Below are 15,742 nucleotides of genomic sequence, written 5' to 3'. Positions count from 1 at the left end.
AAAGGAAGAAACCCGTGGCAACAACTGTGATGCAGGCGGGCGACATCGATCGCGCCCTGACACGCATCGCCTTCGAGATCCTCGAGGGCAACAAAGGCCCAGACAATCTGGTGCTGCTCGGCATTCCCAGCAGGGGAGTGCCCCTGGCTCAACGTCTCGCGGCCAAGATCGCGAAGACCGAGTCGCTTCCCGATCCCGACGCGCTCGTCGGTTCGATCGACATCACCATGTATCGCGATGATCTTCGCGCCAAGCCGCTGAAGCATCCCCAGCCCACGCAGGTGCCGCTGAGCGGCATCGACGGCAAGACCGTGGTGCTGGTCGACGACGTGCTCTACTCCGGTCGCAGCGTGCGCGCGGCGCTGGATGCGCTGGGCGAGCTGGGGCGGCCAGAGGTCGTCCGCCTCGCGGTGCTGGTCGATCGCGGGCATCGTCAGCTGCCCATTCGGGCGGACTTCGTCGGCAAGAACCTGCCGACCTCGCGCAGCGAACAGGTGCAGGTGCACCTCGAGCCGCTCGACGCCACCGACGAGGTGGTGATCTCGTGAAGCATCTGCTCAGCACACGCGACCTCGACCAGTCGACCGCCGTCGGCCTGCTCGACATCGCCGAAGACATGGATGCGGTCAATCGTCGCGAGATCAAGAAGCTGCCGACGCTGCGCGGTCGCACCGTGGTCAACCTCTTCTACGAGAACTCGACTCGCACGCGCATCTCGTTCGAGGCAGCCGCGAAACGGCTGTCGGCCGACGTGATCAACTTCACTGCGAAGGGCTCGAGCGTCACCAAGGGCGAGTCTCTCAAAGACACCGCCCAGACGCTCACGGCCATCGGCGCCGACGGCGTGGTCATCAGACACAGCGCCGACGGGGCGGCTCACCGTCTCGCGCAGACAGACTGGATCGACGCCAGCGTCGTGAACGCGGGCGACGGCACGCACGAACACCCCACTCAGGCGCTGCTCGACGCCTTCACGATTCGCAAACGCCTGCACGGCGACGCCTCACGCGGTCTCGCTCTCGACGGCGTGCGCGTGCTGATCGTGGGAGACATCGACCACTCCCGAGTCGCGCGCAGCGATCTGTGGCTGCTCACGACGCTGGGAGCGGAGGTCGCCTTCGCCGGCCCGCCCACGCTCATTCCCTTCGGCATCGACGGCTGGCCGGTTCGTGTGTACGACGACTTCGACGAGGCGATCGCCGCCGGGTTCGACGTCGTCATCATGCTGCGCATCCAGCTGGAGCGCATGCACGACGCATTCTTCCCGACCAGCGAGGAGTACACCCGGCTCTGGGGTCTCGGCGAGCAGCGCCTGCGCCGTCTCGGCGAGCAGGCGCTGGTCATGCATCCCGGGCCGATGAACCGCGGCCTCGAGATCAGCTCGTTCGCCGCGGACTCGGTGCAGGCCACCGTGCGCGAGCAGGTCGCCAACGGCGTCTCTGTGCGCATGGCCGTGCTCTACTCGCTGCTCGGAACGGGCATGGGAGCCGGCCTCGGCGAAACGAACGGAGGTCTCGCATGAGCCGCGACATCGTCATCACCAACGCACGGCTGCTCGGTCGCGATGCCGTCGACATCCGCGTCTCAGGTCAGCAGATCGTGTCGGTCGAGCCGACGGGCGCGACCACGGCATCCGCCGCCGATCGCGAGAGCGGTCGTGACGCCGATCTCGTCATCGACGGCTCGGGGCTCATCGCACTGCCCGGTCTTGTCGATCTCGGCGCGCACCTGCGCCAGCCCGGTCTCGAACAGGTCGAGACCGTGACCTCGGCGTCGCAGGCAGCCGCACTCGGCGGTTTCACCGCCGTGCACGCTCTGCCCGACACCGACCCTGTCGCAGACACGGCAGGCAACGTCGAACTGGTGCACCGGCTTGGGCTGGACGCCGGCTACGTCGACGTGCGTCCGATCGGCGCCGTCACCGTCGGCATGCGGTGCGATCGCCTCGCCGAGATCGGTGCGATGGCGCACTCCACCGCACAGGTACGGGTCTTCAGCGACAGTGAGACCGGCATCACCGACCCGCTACTGCTGCGTCGCGCACTCGAATATGTGAAGCCCTTCGCCGGCGTCATCGCGCAGCATGCGCAGGATCCGCTGCTGACCAAAGACGCCGAGATGAACGAGGGCGAGCTCTCAAGCCGTCTCGGGCTGCACGGCTGGCCCGCCGTCGCCGAAGCCTCGGTCATCGCCCGTGACGTGCTGCTCGCCGACCACGTCGGGGCGCGACTGCACGTGCGCCACGTCTCGGCGAAGGGCAGCGTCGACGTGCTGCGCTGGGCGAAGCAGCGGGGCATCGACGTGACCGCCGACGTCACCCCGCATCACCTCGCACTGACCGAAGAGCTCATCGCCGGCTACGATCCCCGCTACAAGGTCAACCCGCCGCTGCGCGCTCAGGCCGACGTCGAGGCACTGCACGAGGGTCTGGCCGACGGCACTATCGACGCGATCGCGACCGATCACGCTCCGCAGCCGCCCGAGGCGAAAGAGTGCGAATGGGCTCACGCCGAACCGGGGATGCTGGGGCTGCAGACCGCCCTGCACGTCGCCCAGGCGGCGCTGGTCGACACCGGCGTGCTGAGCTGGGGCGATCTCGCCCGTGTCCTGAGCAGCGCCCCTGCCGCCATCGCCGGCGACGCCGAACAGGGGCAGCAGCTCACCGCCGATGCGATCGCCAACCTCGTGCTGGTCGATCCGCTGGGCAGCACGACGCTGCAGCGCGACGACATCGCGAGCCTGTCATGGAACTCGCCCTGGCTGGGGGAGCAGCTGCCCGGTCGAATCGTGGCCACGATCAGTCGTGGCGTGCCGACCGTGCTCGACGGCTCGCTGTGCACACCCGAGGCGGTGCGCACGTGGATCTAGACCCCAAAGTCCTTCCCACCGTCGTGACCGTGCTCGTCGTGATCGCGGCATTCGTCGGCATGTGGCTCGGCTGGCGACGACGCACCCGCCAGCAGGAGGCCGAGCTGCCCGGGCTCGAGCCGGCGCCGTCGACCGAGCAGCTCGGCGAGCCGATGGCCGCCGGCAGCGGGCTCTACGTCGCGACGACCGAGGCCGACGACCCGTTGAATCGCATCACCGCAGGCGACTTGGGGTTCCGCGCACGCGCAACCGTGCACGTCTATGCGCAGGGCGTCGTCGTCGAGCGCGACGGCTCTCAGCCGCTGTTCATCGCACAGCCGAGCCTCGACGGTGCCGGACTCGAAAGCTACGCGGTCGACAAGGGCGTGGAGAAGGGCGGCCTCACCGGCATCGACTGGCGGTGGGGCGACCGCGAGGTCACCTCGTTCTTCCGCATGCGACGACCCCAGGACGGCCCTGCCATCGTCACGGCCGTCCGGACCATCGCCCCACCGCAGTCTGCGGCACGGAGGGCTCGCGATCTCATGTTCTGATCAGACGCAGACCGAGACCGCAGCTCTCCGGCACATCCCCCGCAGCCTGCACCAGCATCCATCAGACCGACGACGTCACGAACGTCACAGAGACCATTCAGAGCAAGGAGCACTCACCAGTGTTTGAACCAGCAATTCTCGTGCTCGAAGACGGCACCCGCTACACCGGGCGCGCCTACGGAGCACAGGGCACCACCTTTGGAGAGGCCGTCTTCGCCACCGGCATGACCGGCTACCAAGAGACTCTCACCGACCCGTCGTACGCAGGGCAGATCGTCATTCAGACGGCGCCGCAGATCGGCAACACCGGCGTGAACGACGAAGACAACGAGTCGCGTCGCATCTGGGTCGCCGGCTATGCCGTTCGCGAGCCCAGCCGCATCGTGTCGAACTGGCGCGCCACCTCAAGCTTGGACGAGGAGCTGGAGCGCCAGGGGATCATCGGCATCTCGCACATCGACACCCGTGCGCTGACCCGTCACCTGCGAGACAAAGGCGCGATGCGCGCCGGCATCTTCTCGGGAGACGCCGCCGCACTGTCGCCGGACGAGCAGCTGAAGCAGGTGCTCGCCTCGCCGCACATGGCCGGGCAGAACCTGTCAGCCCAGGTGACCACGCCTGAGGCCTATGTCGAGCCGGCGGTCGGCCAGTCGCACGGCAACATCGCGATCATCGACCTCGGTGTCAAACGTGCGACAGTGCGCAAGCTCGCCGCACAGGGCTTCGACGTGCATGTGCTGCCCTACATGGCGACCTTCGCAGACATCCAGCGGCTCGAGCCGGTCGGCGTCTTCTTCTCGAACGGCCCGGGCGACCCCGCAGCCAGCGACGACGTCATCGGCACGCTGCGCGAGGTGCTGGGCCATCGCATCCCCTTCTTCGGCATCTGCTTCGGCAACCAGCTGCTCGGCCGCGCGCTCGGCCTCGGCACGTACAAGCTGCCGTTCGGTCACCGCGGCATCAACCAGCCGGTGCTCGACAAGGCCACCGGCCGGGTCGAGATCACCGCGCAGAACCACGGCTTCGCGGTGCAGGCCGAGACCGAGGGCGTCATCGACTCGCCTGAGGGCTTCGGCCGCGTCGAGGTCAGCCACATCGGTCTGAACGACCAGGTTGTCGAAGGGCTGCGCTGCCTCGACATCCCCGCGTTCTCGGTGCAGTACCACCCCGAGGCCACCGCCGGCCCGCACGATGCGAGCTACCTCTTCGATCGCTTCCGCAAGCTGGTGCTCAGCGGGCAGGGCGCAGCCACAGACGTTCAGGCTTCGGGCCTGGAAGGAGACGACAAGTAATGCCACGCAGAACAGACATCAACAGTGTGCTCGTCATCGGCTCGGGCCCGATCGTCATCGGCCAGGCCTGCGAGTTCGACTACTCCGGCACCCAGGCGTGCCGTGTGCTGCGCGCCGAGGGCATCCGCGTCATCCTCGTGAACTCGAACCCGGCCACGATCATGACCGATCCCGACTTCGCCGACGCGACCTACATCGAGCCGATCACCACCGAGGTGCTCGAGACCGTCATCGCGAAAGAGAAGCCCGACGCGATTCTGCCCACGCTGGGCGGCCAGACGGCGCTCAACGCGGCCATCCAGCTCGACAAGGCCGGCATCCTCGAGAAGTACGACGTCGAGCTGATCGGCGCCAAGGTCGATGCCATCGAACGCGGCGAGAACCGCGAGATCTTCAAAGAGCTCGTGGTCGAGTGCGGCGCCGACGTGGCTCGTTCTCACATCTGCCACACTCTCGAAGACTGCCTCGAGGCGGTCGAAGACCTGCACTACCCGGTCGTCGTGCGCCCCTCGTTCACCATGGGTGGGCTCGGCTCGGGCTTCGCCTACGACGAAGACGACCTGCGTCGCATCGCCGGGGCCGGGCTCGACTACTCGCCGACGGCCGAGGTGCTGCTCGAAGAGTCGATTCTGGGATGGAAGGAATACGAGCTCGAGCTGATGCGCGACAACGCCGACAACACGGTGGTGGTCTGCTCGATCGAGAACTTCGACCCGGTCGGCGTGCACACCGGAGACTCGATCACGGTCGCCCCGTCGCTGACGCTCACCGACGTCGAGTACCAGAAGATGCGCGACATCGGCATCGACATCATCCGCGCCGTGGGCGTGGACACCGGAGGCTGCAACATCCAGTTCGCGATCAACCCCGAGACCGGGCGCATCATCGTCATCGAGATGAACCCCCGCGTGTCGCGCTCGTCGGCGCTGGCCTCGAAGGCGACCGGCTTCCCGATCGCCAAGATCGCGGCCAAGCTGGCCATCGGCTACCGCCTCGACGAGATTCCCAACGACATCACGCAGGTGACGCCGGCGAGCTTCGAGCCGACGCTCGACTACGTCGTTGTCAAGGTGCCGCGCTTCGCGTTCGAGAAGTTCCCCGCCGCCGACGACACGCTCACCACGACGATGAAATCGGTCGGCGAGGCCATGGCCATCGGCCGCACCTTCACACAGGCACTGCAGAAGGCGCTGCGCTCGGTCGAGAAGAAGGGCTCGACCTTCCACTGGGGCGAGCTGCCGACCGACGCCGACGGGCGGCCCAGCACTGTCGACGAGCTGCTGCGCATCGCGAAGCGCCCGACCGACGGCCGCATCGTCACTCTGCAGCAGGCGATGCGCGCCGGTGCGTCGATCGAGCAGGCCCACGAGGCGACTGGTATCGATCCGTGGTACCTCGAGCAGATCCAGCACATCAACGAGACCGCCGACTGGATCGCCGAGGCGGTCGAGCTCGACGAGCACGTGCTGCGCATCGCCAAAGAAGAGGGCTTCAGCGACGTGCAGATCGCGCAGCTGCGCGGCCTGACCGAGCAGCAGGTGCGCAATGCCAGGCACGGCTTCGGGCTGCGCCCGGTCTACAAGACGGTCGACACCTGCGCCGGTGAGTTCCCCGCACGAACGCCCTATCACTACTCGACCTATGAGCAGGAGACCGAGGTCGCGAAGTCGGGCAAGAAGCGCATCGTGATTCTCGGCTCGGGCCCGAACCGCATCGGTCAGGGCGTCGAGTTCGACTTCTCGTGCGTGCACGCCTCGTTCGCACTGCACGACGCGGGCTACGAGACCATCATGGTCAACTGCAACCCCGAGACCGTGTCGACCGACTACGACACCTCTGACCGTCTGTACTTCGAGCCGCTCACGCTCGAAGACGTGCTCGAGGTCATCCATGCCGAGAGCGAGGCCGGCGAACTCGTCGGTGTGATCGTGCAGCTCGGCGGGCAGACCCCGCTGGGGCTGGCGAAGGGGCTGAAGGCGGCTGGCGTGCCGATTCTCGGCACCACGCCAGAGGCGATCGACCTGGCCGAGGAGCGCGGCCTGTTCGCCGAGATCCTCGAACAGGCGAACCTGCTGGCGCCGCGCAACGGCATCGCGACGAACGTCGACGAAGCCCTTTCGGTGGCCGAGCACATCGGCTTTCCCGTGCTCGTGCGCCCGTCGTTCGTGCTCGGCGGTCGCGGCATGGAGATCGTCTACGACCGAGAGTCGATCATCGACTACTTCGAGCGCATCGGAGATCAGGCGCTGGTCAGCGCCGAGAACCCGCTGCTCGTCGACCGCTTCCTGGACGACGCGGTCGAACTCGACGTCGATGCGCTGTACGACGGCGAGGAGCTCTTCATCGGCGGCATCATGGAGCACATCGAGGAGGCCGGTATCCACTCCGGCGACTCGAGCTGCTCGCTGCCCGCGGTCAGCCTCGGCGAGTCGCACCTGCGCGCCGTGCGTCAGGCGACCCTGGGCATCGCCAAGGGCATCGGCGTCGACGGGCTGCTGAACGTGCAGTATGCGATCGCGGCAGGCGTGCTCTACGTCATCGAGGCGAACCCCCGTGCCAGCCGTACGGTGCCGTTCGTGTCGAAGGCATTGGGGCTGCCCCTGGCGAAGGCCGCCAGCCTCATCATGGCCGGACAGTCGATCGCCGACCTGCGTGAGCAGGGGGTGCTGCCCGAGCAGGACAGCACCTTCGTGCCCGCCTCGTCGCCGATCTCGGTGAAAGAGGCCGTGCTGCCCTTCAACCGCTTCACCACGCCTGAGGGCAAGGTCGTCGACTCGCTGCTCGGCCCCGAGATGCGTTCGACGGGCGAGGTCATGGGCATCGACTGGAACTTCCCGGTCGCCTTCGCCAAGGCCGAGACCGCGAGCAACGGCCCGCTGCCGCGCCGTGGCACCGTGTTCGTCTCGGTCGCAGACGACGACAAGCGCAACGTCGTTCTGCCGGTGCTGCGTCTGCAGACCATGGGGTACGACATCGTCGCGACCGCTGGTACTCTGCAGGTGCTGCGCCGCAACGGCATCGAGGCGTCGCTCGTGCACAAGCTGAACGACGCGCAGGAGGACATCGTCGACCTGATCACCGCGGGCAGGATCGCCTTGGTGATCAACACGCCTGAGGGGCGCACGGGACGCACCGACGGGTATGAGATTCGTGCCGCGGCGACCGCACACGGTGTGCCGGTGTTCACCACGATCGCCGCGCTCAATGCGCTGGTGACCTCGCTCGAGGTCGTCGACGGGCCGTTCGAGGTGCACTCGCTGCAGGAGTTCGACCAGCTGCGCACCGAGGCCGCAGCACAGTGACCGAGTCAGACCTGCCGGTCGCCGGTCGGCGCCCGTTCGGCGCACGGCTCGCCGAGACCATCACGCGTCTCGGCGGGCTGTGCGTGGGCATCGACCCGCACCCCGCGCTCATCGAGCAGTGGGGTTTCGTCGACAACGCGGCCTCGCTCGAACGCTTCGGCCTGACCGTGGTGGAGGCTGCCGCCGGCCGTGTCGGCATCGTCAAGCCGCAGGTCGCGCTCTTCGAGCGCTTCGGGTCGAGCGGCATCGCTGCGCTGGAGCGTGTGATCGCCGCAGCCAGGACGGCCGGGCTGCTGGTGATCGCAGACGCCAAGCGCGGCGACATCGGCTCGACCAATGCGGGCTATGCGGCAGCGTGGCTCGCTGCCGAGGCGCCGCTGGCGAGCGATGCGCTCACCATCTCGCCGTACTTAGGCGTGGACGCTCTGACGCCGTTGGTCGATTTGGCCCGCGCCGAGGGGGCAGGGCTGTTCGTTCTCGCGGCGACGAGCAATCCCGAGGCCGAGGCGCTGCAGTCGGCGACGGTGATCGCAGAAGAGCGCACGGTCGCCGAGTCGGTGGCAGATGCGGTGGCCGGCTGGAACGCGACCGACGTCACCGCCGCTGCTGAGCTCGGCTCGTTCGGCATCGTCTTCGGCGCGACGCACGCTCCGGTGTCACGCGGGCTCGACATCCGTGAGACTCCGACGACGCTGCCGCTGCTCGTGCCCGGGTTCGGGGCGCAGGGCGCGCAGCTCAGCCAGCTCGACACACTGTTTCCCGGCGCTCGCCATCGCGTCGTCGCAAACGTCTCGCGGTCGGTGCTGCGCGGTGGTTCCGAGGGGCTGGCCGACCGCATCGCCGAGGCTGTGGGAGAATTGCAGGCATGACCACCGCTGCAGAATCCGAGATCACCCCTGCGCGACTGACGGTGCTCGCCGGCCCCACCGCCGTCGGCAAGGGCACCGTCGCCGCCTACATTCGCGAGCACTGCCCGCAGGTGTGTCTGTCGGTGTCGGCGACCACGCGCAAGCCGCGGCCGGGCGAGATCGACGGGGTGCACTACTACTTCGTCGACGACGCCGAGTTCGATCGCATGATCGCGCAGCACGAGCTGCTCGAGTACGCCACCGTGCACAACTCCTACCGCTATGGCACGCCCGAGGCCCCCGTGCGCAAAGCGCTCGCCGCTGGCCGACCCGTGCTGCTCGAGATCGATCTGCAGGGTGCACGCCAAGTGCGTCGCAACGCGCCTGACGCCCGCCTCGTCTTTCTTTCGCCTCCGTCGTGGGACGAACTGGTGCGACGCCTCGTCGGGCGTGGCACCGAGACCGCCGAGGAGCAGCGGCGCAGACTTGAGACCGCAAAGGTCGAACTCGACGCACGAAGCGAGTTCGATGACGAAGTTGTGAACGACTCCGTGGCACGCGCCGCGAACGAAGTCGTACACTTGATGGGAATTCATCCCCAGAAGGAGACCCGCTGAATATGGCAAACACGTACGAAGGCATCATCAACCCGCCCATCGACGAGCTGCTGAAGCGCGTCGACTCGAAGTTCGGGCTGGTGATCTTCGCCTCGAAGCGGGCGCGCCAGATCAACGACTACTACTCAGATCTGCATGACGGCAGCCTGTTCAACAACGTCGGCCCGCTGGTCGACGCGAACGTCGAAGACGAGTCGCTCTCGATCGCCCTGCGCGAGATCGCCGAAGACAAGCTCGAGCTCACCAAGATCGACCCGGCCGAAGAGGCTGCGGCCAAGCAGGCCGCCCTCGACGCAGCGGCCGCAGACGCGGTCGCCGGCGAGGCGCTCGACAGCACCGCTGACTCCGCTGATTCGGCTGCCGCCGACACCACCGCGAACTAACCACCGTGCGCATCCTCTTCGGCGTGGCCGGCGGCATCGCCGCGTACAAGGCCGTGCAGGCTGTTCGTCTGCTGGTGAAGGCCGGCCATGACGTGCACGTCGTGCCGACTGCGAACGCGCTGCGCTTCGTGGGCCTGCCGACGTGGGAGGCGATCTCGCGCAACCCGGTCTCGACCGAGCTGTTCGACGAGGTGTCGCGGGTGCGTCACGTCTCGATCGGCGAGCAGGCCGATCTCGTCGTGGTCGCCCCGGCGACGGCCGACCTCATCGCACGCGCCGTGCAGGGCCAGGCGGACGACCTGCTCACCTCGTCGCTGCTGGTCGCCGAGGCGCCGGTCATCTTCGTTCCGGCCATGCACTCGCAGATGTGGCGGCACCCGGCGACGCAGGCCAACATCCAGTCTCTGCGCGATCGGGGAGTGAGCATTCTCGGGCCAGACGTCGGTCAGCTCACGGGTGACGATCAGGGCATCGGCCGCATGGTCGAACCCGAGATCATCGCCGAGGCCGTCGAACGCAGTCTGCGCCCCAAAGACCTGGTCGGCCGAACGATCGTGATCAGCGCCGGCGGCACCCGAGAGCGCGTCGATCCGGTGCGCTTTCTGGGCAACGACTCGTCGGGCAAGCAGGGCGTGGCCATCGCCGAAGAGGCTCTCGCCCGCGGGGCCGAGGTCATCATCGTGGCCGGGCACCTCGACGTGCACACCCCGTGTGGGGCCGAGGTCATCAAGGCGCGCTACACCGAGTCGATGCGGCAGGCGATTGAGTCGCTCGCCGACGAGGCCGACTGCATCATCATGGCCGCCGCCATCGCCGACTACCGACCTGCCGACCCGGCCAGCGCGAAGCTGAAGAAAGCGCAGGAGGGCAGCGAGCTGAACCTGCGGCTGATCGCCAACCCCGACATCCTCAGTGAGATCTCGCACCGCTCGGGGCGCAGCAACCTGATCGTCGGCTTCGCCGCCGAGACTGCGTCGGGTGAGAGGCTGCTCGAGCTGGGCCGGGCCAAGATCGCGCGCAAGGGCTGCGATCTGCTGGTGGTCAACGAGGTCGGCGAGGGCAAGACCTTCGGCTTTGACGACACCGACGTGACCATTCTCGACGCCAAGGGGCAGATCGTCGCCGAGGTGAACGGCCCCAAGCGCGAGGTCGCCGAGGTGCTGATGAATCAGGTCGCCCTGTCGATCTGACGCGCGGCGACACACACTGGCGTTCTGCGACCGGGTGTCGCACACTGGTTGCGGTGTGCTCGATCCCGGCGACGGGATCGCCTGGCGCGGCAGCTTCGACGCTGCAGCGATGATGAGCAATCTGACGGCGACGATCGGCCGCGTCTGCGCGCGCATGAGCGAGCACACGAGAACCTGAGCAAGACGAACGAATGTAGAGGACGACGCATGAGTGAGAGTGAACTGCGACTGATCAGCAGTGAGTCGGTCACAGAGGGACACCCCGACAAAGTCTGCGACCAGGTCTCAGACGCGATTCTCGACGCCCTGCTCGAAGTCGACGATCAGTCGCTGACGGCCGTCGAGACGGTGGCGACCCGCGGGCTCGTGCACGTCGTCGGCGAGATCAAGACCGAGGGGTACGTCGAGATTCCGCAGATCGTTCGCGACGTCATCACCGGCATCGGCTACACCTCGAGCGACGTCGGCTTCGACGGTCGCAGCTGCGGCGTCTCGCTGTCGATCGGACAGCAGTCGCAGGAGATTCGCGACGGCGTGCTCACCTCGTACGAGGTGCGCGAGCTCGGCTCGACCGACCCGTTCGATCGCCAGGGTGCCGGCGACCAGGGCATCATGTTCGGCTATGCGACCGACGAGACCCCCGAGTTCATGCCGGCGCCGATCGCCATGGCGCACAAGCTCACCCGTCGGCTGGCCGAGCTGCGGCACAGCGGCGAGCTGCCCTGGCTGCGCCCGGACGGCAAGGCCCAGGTCACGCTCGGCTATGAAGGCGCCGTACCGCGCACGGTGGATGCCGTGGTCGTCTCGACGCAGCATGATCCCGATCGCACGACCGCTGAGATCCACGAGGCCGTGCGTCGTCATGTGATCGACCCGGTGCTCGCAGACAGCGGGCTGGACGCCGCGGGCATGACGGCGTACATCAACCCGTCCGGCAGCTTCGTCGAGGGCGGCCCGGGTTCTGACGCCGGGCTCACCGGCCGCAAGATCATCGTCGACACGTATGGGGGAGCGGCTCACCACGGCGGGGGCGCCTTCAGCGGCAAAGACCCGTCGAAGGTCGATCGCTCCGCCGCGTACGCCCTGCGCCACGCTGCGAAGAACGCGGTCGCGGCGGGGCTGGCGAAGCGCCTTGAGATCCAGGTGGCCTACGCGATCGGCAAGGCGCGTCCGGTGGGACTCTACGCCGACTCGTTCGGCACGGGCACGCTCGGCAGCGATCGGCGCATCGCCGATGCGCTGCTCGAGGTATTTGACCTGCGCCCTGAGGCGATTCTCGAGAACCTCGAACTGCGTCAGCCCGTCTACCAGCGCACGGCCGCCTACGGGCACTTCGGTCGTGACGAGCCCGGGTTCACTTGGGAGCGTCTCGACAAGGTCGATCAGCTGCGCGAGGCCGCCGGTCTCTGAACAGGAGCACTCCTGCCTGCAGAGCACCACGTGCTCGCCCCGGATGACGGCGAGGTCGTGTCTGCAGGGTCGGGTAGTGTGACAGCATGACCTCAGACGCGACGCCCCGCATCGCGCACGTCTGCATCGACTCACCGCTTCCGCATCTCGATCGCGACTTCGAGTACGCCGTTCCCGACGATCTCGTTGATCGCATTCGCGTCGGCAGCCGAGTCAAAGTGCCGTTCGGCCATCGTCGGCAGCTCGACGGATGGGTGACGTCGCTCACTGCCAGCGCCTCCTATGACGGGCAGCTGCAGCCGATTCGCAAAGTGGTCGGCAGCGTTCCGCCGCTCGACCCCGCGATTTGGTCGCTCACCCGTGCGGTGGCCGACCGGCAGGCGGGCACCGCAGCCGATGTGCTGCGACTCGCACTGCCGGCACGTCATGCCAGAGCCGAACGCACGTGGATGACGAAGCATCCCGGGGTCGCCGTACGCCTCACCGGTGAGCCTCTGCAGAGCTCAGACGTCGACTCCGACGACGAGACCGAGCCCGGCGCAGCCGGCGAACGCGTCGCCGAAGACACACCCGGCACCGCACCGTCGACAGCCGATCCTGTGGCCTCGTGGGAGCATCCCCGAGTGCATCAGCAGCCGCATGTGGGCTGCGACCTCATCTCGAACAACCGAGTGGTCTCTGCCTGGGTCACCGATGTGGTCGGCCTGGTTCGCGAAGCGCTCGCGCGTGGGGAGTCGACGATCGTCGCGGTTCCCGACCAGCGCGACGTCGTTCAGGCGCACGGCGCGCTCGTCGAACGGTTTCCCGACGAGACGGTCGCGAGGCTCGACGGAGCCGTCGATGACGACACCCGGTATCGGTCGTTTCTCGATGTGCTCGGTGGGATCTCACGCATCGTCGTCGCCACGCGCGCCGCTGCCTACGCGCCGGCCCAGCACCTCGGGCAGCTGATCGTCGTCGACGACGGCGACCCCTCGTATCTCGAGCCGCACGCCCCGTACGCGCATCTGCGCGACGTGGCCCTGATCCGACAGCAGCAGAGCGGGTGCCGTTTGGTGTTCCTCTCTTCGTCGCGGTCGGTCGCGGTGCAGCGTCTCGTCGATATCGGCTATGTCGAACCGGGCGTGCCGGTGGGGCATCCGCGGGTGATTCCCGCTGCCGCGATCTGGGGAGACGACCCCATGCTGCAACTCGCGCGCATTCCGCAGATCGCCTATACGATCGCGCGCCGGGCCCTGGCCAGCGGGCCGGTGCTCGTACAGGTGGCCCGTGCCGGCTACCAGCGCGAAGTCACCACAGACGAAGGCACACGGCAGCTGGCCGGCGCCGGGCGCACGGCCGACGAACTCGGTCGGGCGTTCAGCGAGGTGCCGGTGATCGTGGCCACCGCCGAGCAGCCTCGCGAGCAGGTGAGCGCGAGCCCGGCGCTCGTCGTGGCCACCGCAGGCAGCGAACCGCGGTGCCCGAACGGGTACGGAGCCGTGCTGCTGCTCGACGCGCTCTCCATCGTCTCGCGTGAGGGGCTGACGGCCAGCGAAGACGCCATGCGGCACTGGTTCGCCGCGGCTGCACTGGCACGATCCGACGCCACGGTCGTGCTCACCGGCGTGCAGGGCAGACTCGCCGATGCCCTGGTGCAGTGGGATGCTGCGCAGTTCGCCCACGACGAGCTGGCTCAGCGCGTCGCGCTGGGGTTTCCGCCGGCCGTGCGCTTCTTCTCGATCTCGACGGCCCAGGGCGGCACACAGGAGGCGCTCGACGACGCGCAGCTGCCCGAGAGCGTCGAAGTCATTCAGACCCAGCTGCTGCCCAGCGAGCCTGGCGAGGGCGAGCCCACGCTCGAAGAGGTGACGCTGCTGCGGGTGCCGTACTCGGTCGGTGCCGCCACGGCACGGGCGCTGAAGGCGGCAGTGGTGCGCGCCACCACCGGTCCGGTGCGCCGACAGCGTCGCCTGCGGGTGCACGCCGACGACGTGCGCATGCTGCAGACGAGCTGATCAGACCGTCGCGGTGGCCGACGGGCGCCAGACCGGTACCATGGGGTGTGCACACACGATGCGCGGCCAGCGCAAACCTGTGACCGGCCGTCGTCGTCCAACATCGCTGCTTCGCGCAGCGTGAAAGGTTGCGATCATGGCCATTCGGTACACCCTTCCCACCACTGAGATTCTGCAGGAGCTCGCCGGTGAGCGCCCGGCGTCAGTGACGGTCTACGTCGACGCTCAGCCGACGGTGACGGAGCGCGAACGTGCGCAGACCGCCGTGAAGAGCCTGTTCGACGAAGCCGTATCGCAGCTGAAAGTGGCCGGTGAGTCGCAGAGCGTCATCGACGCGATTCAGACGCGTCGTGACGAAGTGCTCGCCGAGAACGACGTCTGGGCTGACCTCGCACGATCGCTCGCCATCTTCGTCTCGCCCGATTTCAGCGACGTCTTCGTGCTGCCCAGTCGCATCGACGACGCCGTCTTCGTGAGCAATCGATTCGCCGTCGGGCCGCTGCTGCGTGCGGTCAGCCAGCTGCAGGAGGCCTACGCGCTGACGCTCTCGGCCAAGGGCTGGTCGCTGTGGCATGCCACGCCGGAGACCCGGGCCGAGCGGATCGTGCCCGAGGGCGACTGGCCGGCCGATGCCGAAGAGGCGAACGGCAGCCCCGATCTCGATGGTGGCAAAGATCGGGCGAGTCGGCCGAGCAAGATCGAGAACCACCGCTCGCTCTACTACGCGGCCTACGCCCGCGAGGTGGCCCGTGCCACTGCAGCCGAGCTGCAGCGCGTCGACGCCAAAGGCCGGGTGCCGCTGGTGGTCTTCGCCGTGAGCCCGCTGGCCGAGATGTTTCCACAGCACTTCGCGGCGAGCGACAGCACCGCACGCGACGTCACCGTGATCGAGCAGGCGGCAGACCATCTGCAGGCCGCCGCCGTCGACGAGCGCATCCGCCATTTTCTCTCTCGCTACAACGTCGAGACCGTCGATGCGGCGCTGCGCAGCCTCGGTGAGAGCGACGGGTCACGCGTCGAGCGCGACCTCGCCGCCGTGGGGCGCGCCGCAGCACAGGGCGCGATCGATACGCTCTACTACGACATCACCAGCCACGTGCACGGCAACTACGACGGTGAGACCGGCACGCTGGCTCTGGACGAGGGCTCTGACGACGTGCTCGGAGAGATCGCGCTGACCGTGCTGCGTCTCGGCGGAAAGGTCGTGGCCGTGCGCGGAGCCGTGCTCGACCAGGACTACTGGACGGGGCCGGTCGTCGCGCTGCGCCGCTTCCCGGCCTGACCGACGAGCATCGACCGCGG

Annotated in this window: 12 protein-coding genes and 2 pseudogenes; all 14 read left to right on the top strand. The window is 67.9% G+C overall.

What is annotated here, in order from left to right; all coding sequences use genetic code 11:
- Positions 1-29 precede the first annotated feature (29 nt).
- Complete coding sequence (gene pyrR, locus F8O07_RS08200; RefSeq protein ID WP_158031858.1) at positions 30-548, top strand: bifunctional pyr operon transcriptional regulator/uracil phosphoribosyltransferase PyrR; 519 nt, start codon at positions 30-32, stop codon at positions 546-548.
- Positions 545-1,522 carry an aspartate carbamoyltransferase catalytic subunit gene (locus tag F8O07_RS08195; protein ID WP_158031574.1) on the top strand — a complete coding sequence of 326 codons (978 nt, stop codon included), beginning with the start codon at positions 545-547 and terminating at the stop codon, positions 1,520-1,522. The genes pyrR and F8O07_RS08195 overlap by 4 nt, the downstream gene beginning before the upstream one ends.
- Positions 1,519-2,868, top strand: coding sequence for a dihydroorotase (locus tag F8O07_RS08190; RefSeq protein WP_158031573.1), 1,350 nt, complete (start codon positions 1,519-1,521; stop codon positions 2,866-2,868). Before F8O07_RS08195 ends, F8O07_RS08190 begins: the two co-directional genes overlap by 4 nt.
- Positions 2,859-3,401: a transporter gene (locus F8O07_RS08185; protein ID WP_158031572.1), complete on the top strand. Its 543-nt coding sequence runs from the start codon at positions 2,859-2,861 to the stop codon at positions 3,399-3,401. The genes F8O07_RS08190 and F8O07_RS08185 overlap by 10 nt, the downstream gene beginning before the upstream one ends.
- Positions 3,402-3,520: 119 nt before the next feature.
- The gene (gene carA / locus F8O07_RS08180) at positions 3,521-4,693 is read left to right on the top strand and encodes a glutamine-hydrolyzing carbamoyl-phosphate synthase small subunit (protein ID WP_158031571.1); all 1,173 of its coding nucleotides are present in this window, start codon (positions 3,521-3,523) and stop codon (positions 4,691-4,693) included.
- Entirely contained in the window at positions 4,693-7,995 is a 3,303-nt protein-coding gene (gene carB, locus F8O07_RS08175) for a carbamoyl-phosphate synthase large subunit (RefSeq protein ID WP_158031570.1), read from the top strand. The genes carA and carB overlap by 1 nt, the downstream gene beginning before the upstream one ends.
- Positions 7,992-8,864, top strand: a complete 873-nt coding sequence (pyrF, locus tag F8O07_RS08170) for an orotidine-5'-phosphate decarboxylase (RefSeq protein WP_225733227.1) — start codon at positions 7,992-7,994, stop codon at positions 8,862-8,864. The genes carB and pyrF overlap by 4 nt, the downstream gene beginning before the upstream one ends.
- A 29-nt stretch (positions 8,865-8,893) precedes the next feature.
- Positions 8,894-9,460 (top strand): annotated as a pseudogene (gmk, locus tag F8O07_RS08165) (guanylate kinase); the annotation flags it as partial.
- 2 nt (positions 9,461-9,462) lie between these two features.
- Positions 9,463-9,714: pseudogene (gene rpoZ / locus F8O07_RS08160) on the top strand (DNA-directed RNA polymerase subunit omega); the annotation flags it as partial.
- Between the two features lie 134 nt (positions 9,715-9,848).
- On the top strand, positions 9,849-11,033 hold the full coding sequence (coaBC, locus tag F8O07_RS08155) for a bifunctional phosphopantothenoylcysteine decarboxylase/phosphopantothenate--cysteine ligase CoaBC (protein ID WP_158031567.1): 1,185 nt from the start codon (positions 9,849-9,851) through the stop codon (positions 11,031-11,033).
- A 55-nt stretch (positions 11,034-11,088) separates the two neighbouring features.
- Complete coding sequence (locus tag F8O07_RS10770) at positions 11,089-11,211, top strand: hypothetical protein (protein WP_263969997.1); 123 nt, start codon at positions 11,089-11,091, stop codon at positions 11,209-11,211.
- Between the two features lie 29 nt (positions 11,212-11,240).
- On the top strand, positions 11,241-12,443 hold the full coding sequence (metK, locus tag F8O07_RS08150) for a methionine adenosyltransferase (protein WP_158031566.1): 1,203 nt from the start codon (positions 11,241-11,243) through the stop codon (positions 12,441-12,443).
- 86 nt (positions 12,444-12,529) lie between these two features.
- The gene (locus tag F8O07_RS08145; RefSeq protein ID WP_158031565.1) at positions 12,530-14,440 is read left to right on the top strand and encodes a hypothetical protein; all 1,911 of its coding nucleotides are present in this window, start codon (positions 12,530-12,532) and stop codon (positions 14,438-14,440) included.
- 136 nt (positions 14,441-14,576) lie between these two features.
- Positions 14,577-15,722 (top strand): hypothetical protein, encoded by a 1,146-nt coding sequence (locus F8O07_RS08140; RefSeq protein WP_158031564.1) that lies wholly within the window; start codon positions 14,577-14,579, stop codon positions 15,720-15,722.
- The last annotated feature ends 20 nt before the right edge of the window (positions 15,723-15,742 follow it).

The organism is Pseudoclavibacter sp. CFCC 13796, from assembly GCF_008831185.1.
Taxonomy (GTDB): domain Bacteria; phylum Actinomycetota; class Actinomycetes; order Actinomycetales; family Microbacteriaceae; genus Pseudoclavibacter_A.
The sequence above is the reverse complement of the archived record's forward strand: the minus strand, read 5'-3'. Positions and strand labels throughout refer to the sequence as shown.